Raw genomic sequence first — 15912 nt, forward strand, 5'->3', positions numbered from 1 at the left:
AACCGTCAACGAGCTGCGTAGCCGCGCAGCTCGTTGTACCGAACGACCTGATCGCGACTTAAGACGTCAGCGAGTTGCAAATGCGCCGCCAGATGAATGTACCTGAGGTTTGCCCTGCTCGCTTCGATCCCGTTCAGCTGCTGCCGTAGCTGGACCTCGTCGATCGACCCGGATCGAAAGCGAGTTTCCAACTTCGCCTCTAACGAATTCAGGCGTTCTCCCTCGTCAATGGCCGCCTTCTGCATCCTCGCGAACAATTCTTCCACCGTCCTCAGTTGCGTCGGCGTCAGCGCAAGCGCCTCTCTCATCGCAAGGACATGGCTCGGGCCGGGCACACCGTTCAGTTCGGCGGCTTTCGCCAATCCCCAGCCGCCGCCTCGCTTCAGTTCGGCAACATCGTCTGCAGAAAGACTTTTGATGTCGCGCTCTTCCTCCCCGGCATAGGGCGATATGTGATCACGATGGGCTTGTTGCGCCCATGCGGAGAGCGGGAGGAGCAAAAGTGCGAATACCAGAGCGTGGTTTTTCATGGGAACCTCGGATTGTGTGACGGAACGACCTTGCCACGAACACCACTCGGGCGACATGATAGCGATCATGTCATCGTCATTACTAGACCGGTTGATCGCCGGATCAACGCTAAACAAGTCTGTCCCCAAAGGGGGGCACCTGTTCCATCGTGGCGATCAAGTGCAGTTCATCTTCGTGGTTCTTGAGGGTTGTCTGAACTTGGTCCGCATTCAGAACGATGGCGACATGGCCGTCCTACAGCGCGCAACCGCGGGCACCATCTTTGCCGAAGCATCGTTATTCACGGATCGATATCATTGCGATGGGGTTGCCTCCGCTGCGTCCAAAGTCGCAGGCGTGCCGGTCGGCGATGTTAGGAATCTACTGAACAGCCAGCCCGGCTCTGCAATGGCGTGGTCCATGCATTTATCGAATGAGCTGCAAAACAGCAGGAAACGATCGGAAATCGCCACCCTAAGGACCGTCTCAGCGCGGCTTGATGCCTGGATAGCTTGGAACGACGACGGCAGGCCAGCAAAGGGTGAATGGCGCCAGGTTGCCGCAGAGATCGGCGTTTCGCCCGAGGCACTCTACCGCGAACTCGCAAAGCGGCGGGCCCGGCAACATCGAAAATTGGAGGGCTGAAAAACGTCCGGGCGCAAGAAGACATTCCGACATAACGTGCAACTCGTCCGGCAGCATCGGCTGCGGCCGAAAAGGCGCGCTCGGCCGGCTGTCGTGAGAACCGCGACACGGGAATTGATCTGGATTGGAGTGGTGTTCGCGTCGATTGCCGTAACCGTCCTGGCGATGTCCGAGTAGACCGACGAGAACGTCAGCCGTGGCGCGAAGCAACCACGTCATTCATTGGTGCCGACACGAGGTTCGTTCTCGCCTGATCGGTCATGTTCCGCACTCGGGTACAGCGGAATGACCGCAAGCGTCGCCAGCAAGATTGTCCTGCGGATCGGCCAAAGATTTTGCGAACGGCAATCCTTCAAACACCTCTTGACCTTACCATGTTGGGAAGGTTTACCTATCTATGCAGTTAAGGAAAAGGACACCTCCGATGACTGCGATATCGAAGATCACCCCAGTTTCTTCCCTACCGGCCGCCACCGATTTCGGTATCGAGGGAATGACATGCGCCTCATGCGTTGTACGCGTTGAGAAGGCGATTGCTGCCGTTCCCGGCGTCATGTCGGCGAACGTCAACCTGGCCACAGAACGTGCGACCGTTCAGTTCAGTGGCACGCCTGACACGCAGGCGGTTCTGAAGGCTATCGAGCGGGCTGGTTACGAGCCAAAGCTCGTCACACAGGAATTTGGCGTCGAGGGTATGACCTGCGCCTCCTGTGTCGCGCGCGTCGAGAAAGCTCTGAAGGCGGTCCCGGGCGTGGTGGAAGCCACGGTCAACCTGGCAACCGAACGGGCAACTGTGCGCGCTACGGCCGGTGCCGCCGACATGATGGCGCTTGAAGCAGCCGTCCAGAAAGCCGGCTATGAGGTCCGTCGTCTCCAAAACTCAATGATCTCTGACGAGACCCAGGACCGCCGCACTTCAGAGATCGCCACGCTGAAGGGCTTGCTGATCTTTTCGGCGGTGCTCACGGTGCCTTTGTTTCTGCTGGAGATGGGTTCGCACTTCATTCCCGGCGTTCATGAGCTGATCATGAATACCATCGGGATGCAGAACAACCTCTACCTCCAGTTCATCTTGGCGACTATCGTGCTGTTCGGACCGGGTCTGAGGTTCTTCCGCAAGGGCGTTCCCAATCTGCTGCGGTGGACGCCGGATATGAACTCGCTGGTCGTCCTCGGCACCTCGGCAGCCTGGCTTTATTCCGTGGTCGCGACCTTTGCACGGAACCTGCTGCCATCAGGTACGGCAAACGTCTATTACGAAGCCGCAGCGGTCATCGTGACGCTTATCCTGCTGGGTCGCTTCCTTGAAGCACGGGCGAAGGGCCAAACGAGCCAGGCGATCAAGCGTCTGATCGGACTTCAGGCCAAGACGGCCTTCGCGCTGCGCGATGGCCAGTTCGTAGAAGTGGAGATTGCCGATGTTGTCGTAGGTGATGTGCTCCGTATCCGACCGGGTGAGAAAATACCGGTCGATGGTGCCGTCGTTGAGGGCAACTCGTTCGTCGATGAATCCATGATCACGGGCGAACCTGTGCCGGTCGAGAAGACCGTCGGCGCGGAGGTTGTCGGTGCAACCATAAACAAGACGGGATCCTTCACGTTCAAGGCAACCAAGGTGGGTGGCGACACCCTCCTGGCGCAGATCATCAAGATGGTCGAGGCTGCTCAAGGATCAAAGCTCCCAATCCAGGCTCTGGTCGACAAGGTCACGGGCTGGTTCGTACCCGCGGTGATCCTGGCGGCGGCTCTGACCTTCGCTGCCTGGTACGTTCTTGGTCCCTCCCCTGCGCTGAGCTTTGCGCTCGTCAACGCGGTGGCTGTCCTGATCATCGCCTGCCCGTGCGCCATGGGCCTTGCCACGCCGACATCGATCATGGTCGGCACCGGCCGGGCGGCCGAACTCGGCATCCTGTTCAGGAAGGGGGAAGCCCTCCAGAGCCTGCGGGAGGCCGATGTCGTTGCATTGGACAAGACCGGTACCCTCACAAAAGGTCGCCCGGAATTGACTGACCTGGTCGTTCGCGACGGCTACACTGTGGCTGAGGTGCTGCGGCTGGTCGCCAGCGTGGAAGCGTTGTCGGAGCATCCGATTGCCGAGGCGATCGTCGCAGCAGCCAAACACGAGGCGATCGGTCTCCAGCCGGTGACAGATTTTCAGGCCACTCCCGGGTTCGGGATCGAAGGCATTGTCGACGGCCGGAAGGTTCTCGTTGGAGCGGACCGCGCCTTGAAGAAGGCAGGAATTGACGTGTCAGAGGTCGCCGCAAAAGCTGCGGCACTCGGCGACGAGGGCAAGTCACCACTTTATGCCGCAGTCGATGGCAAGCTTGCCGCAATCATTGCGGTGTCGGATCCCGTCAAGGAGACGACGCCTGCCGCGATCAAGGCACTGCATGCGCTTGGATTGAAGGTTGCGATGGTCACCGGCGACAACAAGCGCACGGCCGATTCCATCGCCCGCCAGCTCGGCATCGACGAGGTCGTGGCCGAGGTCCTGCCTGAAGGAAAAGTGGATGCGGTCAAGCGCCTGCGGACCGGCGGGCGGAAGGTGGCCTTCATCGGCGACGGTATCAACGATGCTCCTGCTCTCACCGAGGCGGATGTCGGCCTTGCGGTCGGTACCGGCACGGATATCGCGATCGAGAGCGCCGATATCGTGCTGATGTCCGGCGACCTCAACGGCGTGCCGAAGGCAATTGCGCTCAGCAAGGCGACCATACGGAACATCAAGCAGAATCTGTTCTGGGCCTTCGCCTACAATGTCAGCCTGATCCCGGTCGCTGCCGGGGTCCTTTATCCGGTGAACGGCACATTGCTGTCGCCGATCTTTGCGGCGGCCGCGATGGCGATGTCGAGCATGTTCGTGCTTGGCAATGCATTGCGGCTCCGCGCTGTAAATCCCTGACAACCTGCGTTGGCTGTCCGGCTCGCCGGGCAGCCATCGTCGAAAGGAGATGATCATGAACATCGGACAAGCGGCCAAGGCCAGCGGCGTTTCCGCGAAGATGATCCGCTACTACGAGCAGATCAAACTTATCACCCCGGCGCATCGCACCGAGGCCAGCTATAGGACCTATAGCGACAACGACATTCATACCTTGAAATTCATCCGAAGGGCGAGAGACCTAGGCTTTTCCGTCGAACAGATGAGGACGCTCCTCGCCCTGTGGCGGGATAAATCCCGAAGCAGCGCCGACGTCAAAGCCATCGCGTTGGAGCATGTCGCAGAGTTGGAACGGAAGGCAGCAGCCATTCAGGCGATGTCGAGGACGCTGAAACACCTGGCTCATCACTGCCATGGTGACGAGCGGCCGGATTGCCCGATTATCGATGAGATCGCGAAAGCACCCGATAACGACCTGCCCGCGATCGATGCCAAGTTTGGCGTCCACGCACTTTGATTGGTGCAAGTTGGCGAATAGATACGGCTTTAGGTGGAGCCTGACCGCTTGCTTCCGAAGCGGGCAAGTCGCTTCGCGTCGTTCGACCTATTGCAATACAAGCCCTTCGCCTGCGGTGACCTCATCGAGACCGAAATCGCGAATGACAGGACGTACAGGTCTGAAGCATCAAATGAAACGCATGCTCCGCCGACAGTTTGGACATCGATGCCTGGCTTCTCACGCGCGTGCCGAGAGGACCGCCCCCGATCGCCTCCCCCTGCTTCATGAGCATATCATCGGACATGGCCTCCGGATGCCGTTCGGCTGCCGAAGACAAAGCATCCGCATAGGTCTTTAGGTCTCTAGCCAGCTCGGCAAACCGATCATGATCGGTTGCGATCACATCCGTAGCCTTCGATCCCTCGGCCACGGTCACCTTTGCAAATTGATCGACGAGACGCCGATCGGCCCGGTCGCTGATCGTCCTGGCCGCCGCCTTGAACCTCTCGGCCGAATAGGTTTCGGGCGTTTTGAACATGTCGGAGATTGTCTTTGCAGCGCCTGCGATTTCTTTCATGTCCGTCTGCCGCTCAGCCACAACCGGCATGGTCTGCCCGTTTGCGGCGAGAGAATTCGCCAATACGCAGAGCAACGTCAAAAGGGCACTTGACCTTCCTATCGTTGGAAGGGGCATTCTAATCGTAAGTTGGTTTATCATAGGCCGTGTTCACGGTTCGTCGAACGCCTGCTTGACGAAGATCAAAGCAGGTACGCGGGGAACTTCTAAGATGGCCATAAGGCGAAAATGAGCTGAACACCATGGCGTTGGGCCAGCAGAAAGTACTGATTTGGAGAATGTGCGCAGCGCTGCTCGCCTTCGCTATTCTTTTCGGTGCGCCTGCTTCCCATGCCGCTCGTCAGCTGTGCTCGGCGGAACAGACTGTATCGATCGATCACGATCATAAAGGCGACGATCATCCAAGGCAAAAAGCGGCACTTGGTGATCAAGCTTGCAGCAGCAGCATTTGCGCAGTCTGCATCCTCGCCTTTCCGTCTCCGGTGAATGATAGCTCGGATGTTGGTAGCGGGCCGGGCCGAATTGCCAATCTGCATGATCATCTGACCGGCAAAGAACCCTCGCCCGACTTCAAGCCCCCTCGAACCATCGGCTGATGACGCTTACCGGTGCGGTGAGCCCCCCATCATCATCACCGTCGCAATGGCGACATAGATCGAGAGGCAACTCATGTATCGCCGTCAATTCCTGAAGACGCTCGCCGCGGGTGCGGCAGCCGTCTCGCCAATCCTCAACTCAGCTCACGCTTACGCAGCCCCCGTTCCGACCGATCTGGTTATCGGAACCCGAACCTTGGATATCAACGGCAAGTCCGCTTCAGTCTTCGGATTGGCCGACCGCACTGGAAAACCGGGTCTGGTTCTGGATGCGGGCACGGATTTCAACGTCCGTCTGGTCAACGACACCACCGAGGGCACTCTGATCCATTGGCATGGCCTGACGCCGCCATGGGAGATGGACGGCGTTCCGGACAATCCAGCCGCTTTGCTTGCCGCGGGAGAAAGCCGGAACTACAAATTCCCCGTCGGCCCTGGCGGCACGCACTGGATGCACGCACATACCCTCCAGGAGCAGCGCCTGCTGGCTGCACCGTTGATCGTCCGGACATCGGAGGACCGCGCCCGTGACGAACAGGAGGTCGTGATCCTGCTTCACGACTTCTCCTTCAAGTCCCCCGAGGAACTGCTGGAGGAATTGAAGGGCGCCGGTTCAGGGCATGGAAACGGCATGCCGATGGATCATCGGAGCATGATGGGGCAGATGTCGAACATGCAAGGGCAACATCAAATGCCCATGACGGGTATGCCGATGACGGGCATGCCGACCATGGATCTCAACGACATCGAGTACGACGCTTATCTCGCCAACGACCGAACTCTGGATGATCCTGAAGTCGTAAGGGTCGAGAAGAGCGGTCAGGTACACCTGCGCATTATCAATGGGGCGACCGCTACCGCGTTCACCGTCGACGTCGGCAGCGTCACGGGCAATCTTGTCGCGGTAGACGGAAATGCGGTTGCGTCAGTCTCCGGAAATCGGTTCCCGATTTCGATGGGACAGCGGCTGGACATCCGGCTGACGCTTCCGGGCGGTGCCGGCGCCTTCCCCATATTCGCGTTGCGAGAGGGTTCAAAGGAGCGGACCGGCATCGTACTGGCCACGCAAGACGCCGAGATCCGCAAATTTAGTGCGACCGCCCGTGAGCCTGGGCCTGCTCTCGATCTGAGCCTGGAACAGCAGCTCAGGGCGGTGGCTCCCCTTCCCGTACGGACCGCCGACCATAACTATGGCTTGGCGTTAACCGGAGGCATGATGAACTACGTTTGGAAGCTCGAAGCGAGTGAACCGCTCATCGTTTCAAAAGGGCAGAGAGTACGGGTGGCAATGCAGAACATGTCGATGATGGCGCATCCGATGCATCTGCATGGTCATCATTTTCAGGTCGTCGCAACCAACGGCAAGCCGTTGGCCGGCGCTGTCCGAGACACCGTACACGTGCCGCCGATGACCGAGGTAGTGGTCGAATTCGATGCGAAGAACCCCGGCCGCTGGCCCCTTCATTGCCATCACCTCTACCACATGGCCACCGGCATGATGACGTTCGTCGCCTATGACGGAGCAATCTAATCAGGAGTCTGACAATGGCGCATGACCACCATGGACACGCTCATGATCACGATCATCATCGGGATCATACCCGACGCACAACGCCCATCGAGCCTTTGAAAGCAAAAAAAGATCCATCCGCTGGAGAAGGCGTCGTCTACACCTGCCCCATGCATCCCCAGGTCAGGCAGATCGGCCCGGGCAATTGCCCGATCTGCGGTATGGCCCTCGAACCGGAAACGCCTGCGATCGACACTGGGCCGAGCCAGGAATTCGTCGATATGCAGCGCCGATTCTGGATCGGTCTGGTCTTGACCCTGCCGGTCCTGGTCCTCGAGATGGGCAGGCATCTTACCAACCTGCACATGGTGATAGGCGAACAGACTTCGAACTGGATGCAGATGCTTCTGGCGACACCTGTCGTTCTGTGGGCCGGCTGGCCGTTTTTCGAACGCGGCTGGAAGTCCGTCGTGACGCGTCATCTCAACATGTTCACGCTGATCGCCATGGGCACCGGCGTTGCCTGGATCTATAGCGTCGTCGCCACGGTCGCGCCGGGTATTTTCCCTGAGACGTTCCGGTCCTCTGAAGGCGCGGTGGCAATCTATTTCGAAGCCGCCGCCGTAATCACCGTGCTCGTATTGTTGGGCCAGGTTCTTGAATTGCGCGCCCGCGAGCAGACTGGCGGGGCAATCCGAGCCTTTCTCGATCTTGCGCCGAAGACGGCGCGGCGCGGGAGAGCCGACGGCACTGACGAGGATATCGGTCTCGATGCCGTCGCTGTTGGAGACCGGCTGCGTGTTCGGCCTGGCGAAAAGGTGCCGGTCGACGGCACTTTGGTGGAAGGACGCAGTTCCGTCGACGAGTCCATGATCACCGGAGAATCCATGCCCGTCACGAAGACGGTTGGCGCAAATCTGATCGGCGGGACGATGAACCAGACCGGCGGCTTCATCATGGAGGCTGGAAAGATCGGAAGCGACACAATGCTGTCGCAGATCGTCCGGATGGTCGCCGAGGCACAGAGGTCAAGGGCTCCCATCCAGCGCTTGGCGGATGAAGTGTCCGGCTGGTTCGTTCCCGCGGTGATCGCGATCGCCATCGCGTCCTTCGCCACCTGGATGCTGATCGGCCCCGAACCCCGGTTTGCCCATGGGCTTGTTGCGGCGGTTGCGGTCCTGATCATCGCCTGCCCCTGCGCCCTCGGGCTCGCCACGCCGATGTCGATCATGGTCGGCGTCGGGCGCGGCGCCGGACTTGGCGTGCTGATCAAGAACGCAGAGGCTCTGGAACGGTTCGAGAAGGTCGATACGCTCGTTGTCGACAAGACGGGCACGCTGACCGAAGGACGACCGAAAGTCACTGCCATCGTACCCCGCGAGGGCATATCCGAGACCGAATTGCTCCGACTTGCGGCGACGCTTGAACGGTCCAGTGAGCATCCCCTTGCACTAGCTATCGTCAACGCCGCGACCGAACGCAACGTCGTTCTCGGCGAGGCCCAGGATTTCGATAGTCCGGTCGGCAGGGGCGTGACGGGTACGGTCGAGGGCAAGAAGCTCATCATTGGCAGTCATCGCATCATGGGCGAGGCGAAGATCGACCTGTCCAGCCTGGCTTCGAAGGCGGAGGAATTGCGAAACGAAGGTGCGACCGTGATCTTCATGGCGTCCGATGGCGCCTTGGCCGGTCTGTTCGCGATTGCGGACCCCATCAAGGCGACAACGCCGGAAGCCGTCCGGTCGCTCGTCTCGGGAGGCGTTCGGGTGGTGATGCTGACCGGTGACAACAGGACCACCGCCCAGGCGGTTGCCCACAAGCTCGGCATTTCGGAAGTCGAGGCGGAGGTTCTGCCGGAGGACAAGAGCAAGATCGTCTCTCGCCTTCGTGGCGAAGGCCGGATCGTCGCCATGGCCGGGGATGGGGTGAACGATGCCCCTGCCCTCGCGGCCGCCGACGTCGGCATCGCCATGGGAACGGGCACCGACGTGGCGATCGAGAGCGCGGGCGTCACGCTCCTGAAGGGGGATCTTCAAGGTATCGCGCGTGCCCAGCAACTGAGCCGAGCCGCCATGCGGAACATACGCCAGAATCTCTTCTTCGCCTTCATCTACAACGCAGCCGGTGTCCCGGTTGCGGCGGGCGTCCTCTATCCGGCCTTCGGCATTCTACTGTCACCCATTATCGCCGCTGCCGCCATGGCGCTGTCGTCCGTCAGCGTCATCGGCAATTCCCTCAGGCTTCGGAGCACTAAGCTATGAACTCGTCGCGCGTATGGTTCCTGATGGCAACCTCGCTCGCTGTCATCATCGTCTTTTTCATCCTTTGGGAACACTGGCCCAATGCCCTGGGCCTCGCTCCTTATCTCCTCCTTCTGGCTTGCCCGCTCATGCATTTCTTCCATGGTCATGGCGGACATGGAGGTCACGACGATAAGGATCGCACCTCTTGATCTAGGGAGTGCGGGCAACCGGACCACGATGTCTGTGCCGGCAGAAAGGGTTCAATTGGCCGGAGAATTTTTCCGAGACACTCGCGCCATCGGTAAACTTGCGACCCGAATACGAACGCCTCCCGTCGGAGCCGGTTTGATGCTTTGGTAGCCTGCACAACTATCGCGAGTCGGGGCTGACAATGTTTGTTAACGACGAGGCGGGCTGGCTCGCTGTTCTATTCCTGGTTATTGCCCTGCTATACGCATCGGTCGGTCAGGCGGGCGCGTCCGGATATCTGGCCGCCATGGGCTTGTTTGGAATGGCTGCGGCACCAATGAAGGTGACCGCTCTTGCGCTCAACCTTCTGGTGGCCGCCATCGGCACCTTACAGTTCTGGCGCATGGGTCTGCTCTCGTGGCGGGCATTCTACCCTTTCGCGATCCTCGGAGTTCCCTTCTCGCTGCTTGGGGGCGCAGTTCAGTTTCCGACCGCCCTCTACTATCCGCTGGTGGGCGTTATCCTTGTTCTATCAGCGATCCAGATGATCCGGTCGGCGAAGCGGTCCTCGTCCGTTCAGGATATCCATCACACCGAGCCGCCCTTTTTTCCCGCGCTCGCGGTTGGCGCTGCCATAGGTTTCATCTCCGGTTCGACAGGCACCGGCGGAGGAATCTTCCTTGCGCCTATCATCATCTCGATGCGATGGGTGAACCTCCGCCGGACGGCGGCAGTGACGGCCGTCTATAATTTCCTCAACTCCGCGGCGGCATTGATCGGCGCCCATGCCACCCTAGATACGATGCCCGCCCCCCTTCCCCTATGGATGGTTTCAGTCGCTATCGGCGGCGTTGTCGGCGCCTTGCTGGGCAGCCGCTATTTGCCTGACGCCGCCCTGCGCTATCTTCTGGCGGGCGTATTGTTTGTCTCGGGGGCAAAACTCCTGCTTGCCTAGGATGTCGTAGCCGGACGCAATGTCTCATCGGGGGAGGTTTTGACAATGCGGGGAACCAAACGGGGCCCTTGAGGTTGACGTGACACATCCCTCCCAAACATGGCGCCTTCGGCGTGAAGATCTATCACAGTCGAACACCGCGCCTGAAGTCCAAGGATAGTCTCATGCGCGATCATCACACCGCAGGCCATGAACAGATGAGCAGGCACCATTATGCCATGTTCGCGGTCAACATGGTCCTCAGCCTCATCGTCATGTACTTCGTCATGTTCTCAATGATCGACGGTTGGGGCGATTTCCGAAACAATATCAATATGCTCTACATGGCACTGACCATGGTGGCCCCGATGGCGATCATCATGCTCGCGACCATGGGCAACATGTACGCAAACAAGAGGTTGAACGCAGCCATTCATATTGGCCTGGCGATCCTTTTCCTGGTTGCCTTCTCCGGCACCCGCACTCAGGCGCTCGTTGGCGATCGGCAATTCATCGCCTCGATGATTCCGCATCATTCTGGTGCAATCCTCATGTGCCGGGAGGCCAACCTCCAGGATAGCGAGCTCATCACGCTATGTGATGAGATTTCTCGAGGCCAGCGCGCGGAGATCGAGCAAATGAACGCGATCCGCGCACGCCTCGACTAAGGGCAGATGGAGACCGCCGGGCAGAAGGTTCCAGCGTGTTTAAAGCGGAGGGCGAACTATCGCCCTCCGCTTCATTTCAGGCCGCCATTCTCTCACAGCTCTCCGCGCACTTGCGGCAGGCGTCCACACAGCTCTGCATGTCGCCAATGCGTTCGCAGTCGTCGGCGCATTGCCGGCAGATTTCAGCGCATTCGCGGCATGTGTGTTTGTGATGATCCGAGCCGATCAGCATGAAGTGGGCCGATGTCCTGCAGATTTCCGCGCAGGCCATCATGAGCTTGAAGTGCTTCGGCTCCGTATGCTGGCCGCCCATTTCGAGGCAATGGCCCATGGCCGTCGAAAGACACTCGCTGTAGCAAGCGAGGCAGTTGTCGATGCAGGTCTTCATTTCAGGTGATAGATGATGCATGGCCGCCTCCTCACTTCACTTCCTTGTCGACCCAGTTGGTCAGTTCTTCGACTTCCTTGGTCTGATCGTCGATGATCTTCTGGGCAGCGGCTTTAGCCTCGGCGTTATCGCCGTGTTTCAGCTCCACTTCGGCCATGCTGATTGCTCCCATGTGATGAGCGATCATGCCGCAGACGAACGAGACATCAGGATCCTTTTTCATCATCCCCTGCATCATGTTCATGCCCATGGCCTTCATGCCTTCCATCGACTCTTTCTGATAATCGGTCATTTCCGGCATCTGCATGTTATGACCTTGCATGGCCATGTCACCGGACATGGACATTTCCGACTTGCATTTTTCCGGGTAAGCCATTTGCGCCGCGGCGGCCGACGGAATGAAGGCTACGACAGCTGCTAGCGACACCGCGATTACGGATGAATTGCTGAGCGTGTTCATTTTTCGGACTCCTATCTTGTGAACCTGGAAGGAAATCACGTCTGGAGAGCCCGTGGAGGCGGATCGATTGCCCTGATGAGAAGCAGCGGCTGCACTTCCTTAATGACGGACTGATATTCATCTTCCAGCGGTTTAGGCTGGCCAGCCGTCGGAAGATGAGGCTGCATCGGGCAGCAATGCCTGTCCGCGCAACAGGCAGGCGATGGCACCGATTGATGGCCAGTGCCGATCGACGATGAAGCATGAACATGCTGACAGTCGATGTTGGATGCAGCAAGAGCAGGTGTCATTGCCCATGCATTGACGATCAGCATCGCCACGGCACAGACCGCTAGAACAACCTTCAATGAAGTTCTTGGGATCATCCAGCGTTCTCGCTTTCGTTGCGAAAACCCTAGCCCCCGATAAAGGTTCCCGACCGAGCCATCAAAATGGAGCTTGCTTCACTTGCCGAGTGAACCAAGCCGGCTCTCGTGTTGAGATGCTACCGCTCCAACCGCCGACGCCCCGGTTTCTTAGTCACTTAGAAGGATCGTGGAGGAACAAACAGACAGATGGCCCGAGACGAAACCTGGCTTTTTGCCCTGCAAAGATGAAATTCATCATCTGGTGACTTCTTCACGCGCTCGTCGCGATACCCGATGATCTCGCACTATCCTGAACGACATAACCCTGTGGCCCCTCAATGATGCGAGCATCATGAACAGGTTCACAATCCCGATTGCTGCAACACTGCACCGGATAAACCCAGCCCGAAGGTGCCATATGGGCACCTGCGGTCCCTGGCAGACTAAGTGCGGGCGCGATAGCGGAAATGAAAACCGCGATGAGGACAGGCTTCCCGATTTGCCGCGAGGGCCTCCGCTTCATCCGACCGCCGCAAATCTCTTCGCAAAAACTGGCGTAGTCCACAGTTGGCCCTCCGGCGGAAACCGTTTCTCTGCGAGGACATGATCCACAGCAACGATCATGTTAATGTGCCGTGCCTGCCCCACCATCATCGAGAATGTCGACGCACATAGTGGCGGTTTCGAGAATGTTCTCGTACATACGTGGAGCCGCCACCATACCTTGGCAATCCCCAGGACCGTATCCATGGTATCCGCCCGCCCGGACGCAGCGCTCGTTTCACCATAGCAACAGCAGCCCCATCAAGGCTTTAGGCGTCGGACAATTGCTTCGGTCTCATCACCAGCAATGCGACGAAAAGAGGAGAGGCGATTGCACGAGTTGCTTCCGCACTGGGTCTAGGGCCAAATCTCAACGCTTGGAAAGGCGACCGCAACGGTCAATCCGGGCGCGCTGTCGTAGAGCGCCACGGTCGCCCGATGAAGGTCGGCAATTGCCTTGACCAGGCTCAACCCGAGGCCGGATCCGGTCGTGGTTCTGCTCTTCTCCAAACGGTAAAACCGATCAAAGACCCGCACCCGTTCTTCCTCCGGAATCCCAGGTCCATTGTCAGAAACCGTCAGGTAAATAAGGTCAGCTCGCCGCGCCACCTCCAAGACAATCGTTGAGCCCGCTGGGGTGTGGCGCATGGCGTTCGCCAGCAGATTGACCAACATCTGGCTGACAAGATCGGGATCGCCGCTGAGGTGACAGTTGGTTTCAGCCTCACGAAACCTGAGCGAATACCCTTCGTCGGAGGCAATGGCTTCGTGTATTTCGAATATGTCACGGACCAGCGCATTCAGGTCGACCATACCAAAATGCGCGGTTCGACTGCGGGATTCGATCTGCGCGATCCGCAGAAGTGCATCAAATGTGTCTGCAATCGACCTGAGCTCTCCCAAGGCCACTTCGACGGCGTTTTTTACGTCATCTACCGTCTCTGCCTGCAGAGCATCATCGAGGACCAGGAATGTACGTCCGATGGGCGTTTTCAGGTCGTGGGCGATATCGGTCGTTACCTGTTTCAGCGCTGTGACACTGGCCTCCAGTCGCGTCAGGGCGACGTTGACCTCGCTCGACAACACGTCGATCTCGTCCATTCGCGATGAAACCGGCAACCGTCTCGACAGTTCACCATGCCCAATGGCATGAGCTGTCTGCGACAGTGTAAAAATGCGTCGACGCATCCGATAGGTTAGAACCGCTGCTCCCCCTATGCCGACGGCGAAGACAATTGCGGTCGTCCAACCGAAGCTGACCAACACAATACGCGCCAGTTGGTCGGTGTCTCCGTAGCTGATGCCAACAACCAGATCGTTCTCTCCGAGCCGGCCGCGAAAGAGCTTATAGGGCGTCGCGTTCTCATGCTGATCTTTGGGTTGGAGCGTGGAGAAGCCATTGGGGACGCCATCTATTGCGGCATTTCCTGCAAGGAGATCGCCATCAGGATTCCTCAGCGTATAGATCGTCTCCTGCTCCCTGATGGCCGGGCCATGGCTGTTGATCATATTGACAGCCCCTGTAGGACCTCGAGTGCCATAGGCGGTTTCGATCTCGCGGTACCGCTCCATCACATTCGAGTTCAGGCGATTATCGAGATAGTTGAGCACCATTTGATAGGCGATGACATTCGCTCCGAGGTACGAGACCACAAACAGCGAAATATAGATGATCGCCAGCCGGACAGCGGTGCTCTTGAAGAAGCTAGCGCCGCGCATGCAACGTATAGCCGGTGTTGCGGACGGTATGGAGCAGCGGGAATTCGAAAGGCTTGTCGATTTTCGCGCGCAACCGGCTGATATGCGTCTCAACGACGGAACTTTGAGGGTCGAAATTGAAGTTCCAGATTCGCTCCAAAAGCATGGTCTTGGTCAGCACCCTGCCTTCATTTCGCATCAGAAGCTCCAGTAGAGAAAGCTCCCGAGGCAGAAGATCGAGCACGGTCCCGGCACGTTCAGCGGTTCTCCTGATCAAATCTAGTTCCAGGTCGCCGACCCTAAGCTTCGTCTTCTCAGTGGCGATGGGCGGGCGTCTGACGAGCGCATTCATCCTTGCCATTAGTTCCGAAAACGCAAAGGGTTTCACCAGATAATCGTCGCCGCCGGCCTCCAGACCTGCCACACGGTCATCAACGCTGCTCATCGCGGTGAGAAACAAGACCGGCGTTCGGATCGACGCCCCGCGCAAGCTCTTTACGATGGTAAGGCCGTCCAGAGTCGGAATCATCCGGTCGACCACGATAACGTCGTATGACGTACCGAACCCTGCGGCGAGACCATCCCGGCCGTCGCGAAGCCAGTCGACGACATGGCCCGCTGTCGTCAGGCCCTTCGCGATATAGCTGCCAGTCTTCTCGTCGTCTTCGATCAGAAGGATTTTCATGGGCGTGCGGTGACCGAGGAAAATTCCGGTTGCAACGGTTCTTATCGGTCCCAAAGCCGAATGATTCGGGCTTTGTTGCGGCGCTGGCCCATTCCTCAAACTTACAAAAATGTAAAGTCCAGGAAAGGTGGCGGACAATCGACCGATCTACCTTCTCCACGCTGCAACCCGGCAGCGTTGAACGAGGAAAAGATCATGAAATCCAAGCTGGTTATCACAGCTATCGTATTCACAGTCGTTACGTCGAGCGCCTTTGCAAATGGATCATTGAGTCCGGCTGCGTCCCAGGTGGATAAGATTGTCCAGGGTCACGGCAATCCCGGGGAAATAGCAACGGCCAGCTCCGATCCGAACGTGACCTTCGAGGTGCTTGGCAATGGCAAGGTTCAGCGGACGAACAAGCAGTTCGGTACCGTGACGATCTTGGACCCTAAGCAGGAATGGCGCCGGAACAGAGACCGTCGCTGAATTCGCCTCTCATCGAACCTGACCAACTCGACTCCCGATCAAAATCAAACCGCTTCGCGAGCCAGAAG

17 protein-coding genes are annotated in these 15912 nt (G+C 58.5%); 10 read left to right on the forward strand and 7 right to left on the reverse strand.

The genetic code is table 11. The features are described from left to right. Positions 1-5 precede the first annotated feature (5 nt). The gene (locus YH62_RS16820; RefSeq protein WP_046795385.1) at positions 6-530 is read right to left on the reverse strand and encodes a periplasmic heavy metal sensor; all 525 of its coding nucleotides are present in this window, start codon (positions 528-530) and stop codon (positions 6-8) included. A 67-nt stretch (positions 531-597) separates the two neighbouring features. Between YH62_RS16820 and YH62_RS16825 the strand changes: the two genes are divergently transcribed. The 3 genes from YH62_RS16825 (at position 598) to cueR (ending at position 4556) form a co-directional block, all read left to right on the forward strand. After that, the gene (locus tag YH62_RS16825) at positions 598-1155 is read left to right on the forward strand and encodes a Crp/Fnr family transcriptional regulator (RefSeq protein ID WP_245282114.1); all 558 of its coding nucleotides are present in this window, start codon (positions 598-600) and stop codon (positions 1153-1155) included. Between the two features lie 424 nt (positions 1156-1579). Further along, entirely contained in the window at positions 1580-4060 is a 2481-nt protein-coding gene (locus tag YH62_RS16830; protein ID WP_046795386.1) for a heavy metal translocating P-type ATPase, read from the forward strand. A gap of 55 nt (positions 4061-4115) precedes the next feature. Continuing rightward, positions 4116-4556: a Cu(I)-responsive transcriptional regulator gene (gene cueR, locus YH62_RS16835; protein WP_046795575.1), complete on the forward strand. Its 441-nt coding sequence runs from the start codon at positions 4116-4118 to the stop codon at positions 4554-4556. Between the two features lie 121 nt (positions 4557-4677). Here the strand turns inward: cueR and YH62_RS16840 are convergent, their stop codons facing one another. Then, entirely contained in the window at positions 4678-5145 is a 468-nt protein-coding gene (locus tag YH62_RS16840; RefSeq protein ID WP_052760449.1) for a cytochrome c, read from the reverse strand. A 212-nt stretch (positions 5146-5357) separates the two neighbouring features. Between YH62_RS16840 and YH62_RS30155 the strand changes: the two genes are divergently transcribed. The 6 genes from YH62_RS30155 to YH62_RS16870 all read left to right on the forward strand — a co-directional run bounded on the left by YH62_RS30155 (position 5358) and on the right by YH62_RS16870 (position 11255). Further along, a complete protein-coding gene (locus tag YH62_RS30155) occupies positions 5358-5711 on the forward strand; it encodes a hypothetical protein (protein WP_137326594.1) in 354 nt (117 codons plus the stop codon). 73 nt (positions 5712-5784) lie between these two features. Continuing rightward, positions 5785-7242, forward strand: coding sequence for a multicopper oxidase family protein (locus YH62_RS16850; RefSeq protein ID WP_046795389.1), 1458 nt, complete (start codon positions 5785-5787; stop codon positions 7240-7242). A gap of 14 nt (positions 7243-7256) precedes the next feature. Next, positions 7257-9482, forward strand: a complete 2226-nt coding sequence (locus tag YH62_RS16855) for a copper-translocating P-type ATPase (RefSeq protein ID WP_082118391.1) — start codon at positions 7257-7259, stop codon at positions 9480-9482. After that, positions 9479-9673, forward strand: coding sequence for a DUF2933 domain-containing protein (locus YH62_RS16860; protein ID WP_046795391.1), 195 nt, complete (start codon positions 9479-9481; stop codon positions 9671-9673). The genes YH62_RS16855 and YH62_RS16860 overlap by 4 nt, the downstream gene beginning before the upstream one ends. Before the next feature lie 182 nt (positions 9674-9855). Continuing rightward, complete coding sequence (locus YH62_RS16865; protein WP_046795392.1) at positions 9856-10608, forward strand: sulfite exporter TauE/SafE family protein; 753 nt, start codon at positions 9856-9858, stop codon at positions 10606-10608. 164 nt (positions 10609-10772) lie between these two features. Beyond that, entirely contained in the window at positions 10773-11255 is a 483-nt protein-coding gene (locus tag YH62_RS16870) for a DUF305 domain-containing protein (protein WP_046795393.1), read from the forward strand. Positions 11256-11331: 76 nt separating this feature from the next. Here YH62_RS16870 and YH62_RS16875 read toward each other — a convergent pair whose 3' ends face one another. The 5 genes from YH62_RS16875 to YH62_RS16895 all read right to left on the reverse strand — a co-directional run bounded on the left by YH62_RS16875 (position 11332) and on the right by YH62_RS16895 (position 15376). Further along, on the reverse strand, positions 11332-11664 hold the full coding sequence (locus tag YH62_RS16875) for a four-helix bundle copper-binding protein (RefSeq protein ID WP_046795394.1): 333 nt from the start codon (positions 11662-11664) through the stop codon (positions 11332-11334). A 10-nt stretch (positions 11665-11674) separates the two neighbouring features. Beyond that, a complete protein-coding gene (locus YH62_RS16880) occupies positions 11675-12103 on the reverse strand; it encodes a DUF305 domain-containing protein (protein WP_046795395.1) in 429 nt (142 codons plus the stop codon). A 35-nt stretch (positions 12104-12138) separates the two neighbouring features. Further along, entirely contained in the window at positions 12139-12468 is a 330-nt protein-coding gene (locus YH62_RS30160) for a hypothetical protein (protein ID WP_137326592.1), read from the reverse strand. Between the two features lie 882 nt (positions 12469-13350). Then, positions 13351-14712 carry an ATP-binding protein gene (locus YH62_RS16890; protein WP_046795397.1) on the reverse strand — a complete coding sequence of 454 codons (1362 nt, stop codon included), beginning with the start codon at positions 14710-14712 and terminating at the stop codon, positions 13351-13353. Beyond that, positions 14699-15376: a winged helix-turn-helix domain-containing protein gene (locus YH62_RS16895; protein WP_046795398.1), complete on the reverse strand. Its 678-nt coding sequence runs from the start codon at positions 15374-15376 to the stop codon at positions 14699-14701. The genes YH62_RS16890 and YH62_RS16895 overlap by 14 nt, the downstream gene beginning before the upstream one ends. A gap of 195 nt (positions 15377-15571) precedes the next feature. Between YH62_RS16895 and YH62_RS16900 the strand changes: the two genes are divergently transcribed. Next, positions 15572-15844 (forward strand): hypothetical protein, encoded by a 273-nt coding sequence (locus YH62_RS16900; RefSeq protein ID WP_046795399.1) that lies wholly within the window; start codon positions 15572-15574, stop codon positions 15842-15844. The last annotated feature ends 68 nt before the right edge of the window (positions 15845-15912 follow it).

It is taken from the genome of Rhizobium sp. LC145 (genome assembly GCF_001005825.1).
Taxonomy (GTDB): Bacteria; Pseudomonadota; Alphaproteobacteria; order Rhizobiales; family Rhizobiaceae; genus Neorhizobium.

Excerpts from the sequence above, each read along its gene's own strand:
- YH62_RS30160 (WP_137326592.1), bottom strand. The coding sequence starts at position 12,468 with ATGATCCCAAGAACTTCATTGAAGGTTGTTCTAGCGGTCTGTGCCGTG.
- YH62_RS16820 (WP_046795385.1), bottom strand. The coding sequence starts at position 530 with ATGAAAAACCACGCTCTGGTATTCGCACTTTTGCTCCTCCCGCTCTCC.
- YH62_RS16855 (WP_082118391.1), top strand. The coding sequence starts at position 7,257 with ATGGCGCATGACCACCATGGACACGCTCATGATCACGATCATCATCGG.
- YH62_RS16870 (WP_046795393.1), top strand. The coding sequence starts at position 10,773 with ATGCGCGATCATCACACCGCAGGCCATGAACAGATGAGCAGGCACCAT.
- YH62_RS16865 (WP_046795392.1), top strand. The coding sequence starts at position 9,856 with ATGTTTGTTAACGACGAGGCGGGCTGGCTCGCTGTTCTATTCCTGGTT.
- cueR (WP_046795575.1), top strand. The coding sequence starts at position 4,116 with ATGAACATCGGACAAGCGGCCAAGGCCAGCGGCGTTTCCGCGAAGATG.
- YH62_RS16900 (WP_046795399.1), top strand. The coding sequence starts at position 15,572 with ATGAAATCCAAGCTGGTTATCACAGCTATCGTATTCACAGTCGTTACG.
- YH62_RS16895 (WP_046795398.1), bottom strand. The coding sequence starts at position 15,376 with ATGAAAATCCTTCTGATCGAAGACGACGAGAAGACTGGCAGCTATATC.
- YH62_RS16860 (WP_046795391.1), top strand. The coding sequence starts at position 9,479 with ATGAACTCGTCGCGCGTATGGTTCCTGATGGCAACCTCGCTCGCTGTC.
- YH62_RS30155 (WP_137326594.1), top strand. The coding sequence starts at position 5,358 with ATGGCGTTGGGCCAGCAGAAAGTACTGATTTGGAGAATGTGCGCAGCG.
- YH62_RS16825 (WP_245282114.1), top strand. The coding sequence starts at position 598 with ATGTCATCGTCATTACTAGACCGGTTGATCGCCGGATCAACGCTAAAC.
- YH62_RS16875 (WP_046795394.1), bottom strand. The coding sequence starts at position 11,664 with ATGCATCATCTATCACCTGAAATGAAGACCTGCATCGACAACTGCCTC.
- YH62_RS16890 (WP_046795397.1), bottom strand. The coding sequence starts at position 14,712 with ATGCGCGGCGCTAGCTTCTTCAAGAGCACCGCTGTCCGGCTGGCGATC.
- YH62_RS16880 (WP_046795395.1), bottom strand. The coding sequence starts at position 12,103 with ATGAACACGCTCAGCAATTCATCCGTAATCGCGGTGTCGCTAGCAGCT.
- YH62_RS16830 (WP_046795386.1), top strand. The coding sequence starts at position 1,580 with ATGACTGCGATATCGAAGATCACCCCAGTTTCTTCCCTACCGGCCGCC.
- YH62_RS16850 (WP_046795389.1), top strand. The coding sequence starts at position 5,785 with ATGTATCGCCGTCAATTCCTGAAGACGCTCGCCGCGGGTGCGGCAGCC.
- YH62_RS16840 (WP_052760449.1), bottom strand. The coding sequence starts at position 5,145 with ATGCCGGTTGTGGCTGAGCGGCAGACGGACATGAAAGAAATCGCAGGC.